Annotated in this window: 1 protein-coding gene; it reads left to right on the forward strand. The window is 49.1% G+C overall.

The window, feature by feature from the left end:
- A partial coding sequence (locus tag E4T79_RS11215) for a hypothetical protein (RefSeq protein ID WP_167752690.1) occupies positions 1–220 on the forward strand: 220 nt, incomplete at both ends.

A 220-nucleotide genomic window follows, 5' to 3' on the forward strand; every position in this document is an offset into this window, starting at 1 on the left:
GTGGTACAGATACTGTCAACGGTGAGGAAGTCACAGGTACATGGATTATTGTGACACCAGCAGACGGTGGTGAAGCAACACGTACCTTTGTGTCAGACGGTAAGAACGGCACAAATGGTCAAGACGGTGCTCAAGGTGAAAAGGGTGAAAGTGGCAAATCTCCAACTGTTACAACCGAGCGTGGTACAGATACTGTCAACGGTGAGGAAGTCACAGGTAC

Origin of the sequence: Streptococcus sp. LYSM12 (genome assembly GCF_004569635.1) — a bacterium.
Taxonomy (GTDB): domain Bacteria; phylum Bacillota; class Bacilli; order Lactobacillales; family Streptococcaceae; genus Streptococcus.